The following is a 441-nucleotide window of genomic DNA, read 5'->3' on the forward strand; positions in this document are numbered from 1 at the left end:
TTTCTAGACAGAAACTTTACAAATTATTTGCTTTTGAAATTTTAGATAATAATTTACTAGCCAAATTAGATAATCATCCTAACATCATCTCGGCCGATACTATTGAACAATTAGCCACACTAAGAAAACAGCTTAATATTCCTCATGATGAATTTTTACCGCTTCTTTCCGAAGGGTTTGATTTAATTATCAGTAGCCACTTGAAGCAAAGTAAGTTACCAGACTTTATAAAAAATAAATCTAATAACTCTCTTTCAAATCAACATCCTACTAATACCAAGGTAAGGAAATCTTACAAGAAAGAAGGTAAGACTATTGGAAAAATCATTCAAACTGATAAGAAATTTATTGTTGAGCTTGAAAGTCTTAATTTGAATGAAGCCGATTTAGAAAAAGTTGAAGTATTTTTTGATAACTTACTTTCTAATAGTTGATTTAGAC

General features: G+C 28.8%; 1 protein-coding gene. It reads left to right on the forward strand.

Annotated elements, in window-relative coordinates:
• The coding region (locus M3226_RS31655; RefSeq protein ID WP_251573438.1) for a hypothetical protein at positions 1–434 on the forward strand (434 nt) is incomplete at its 5' end.
• Positions 435–441: the final 7 nt, after the last annotated feature.

This window comes from Neobacillus cucumis (assembly GCF_023715505.1).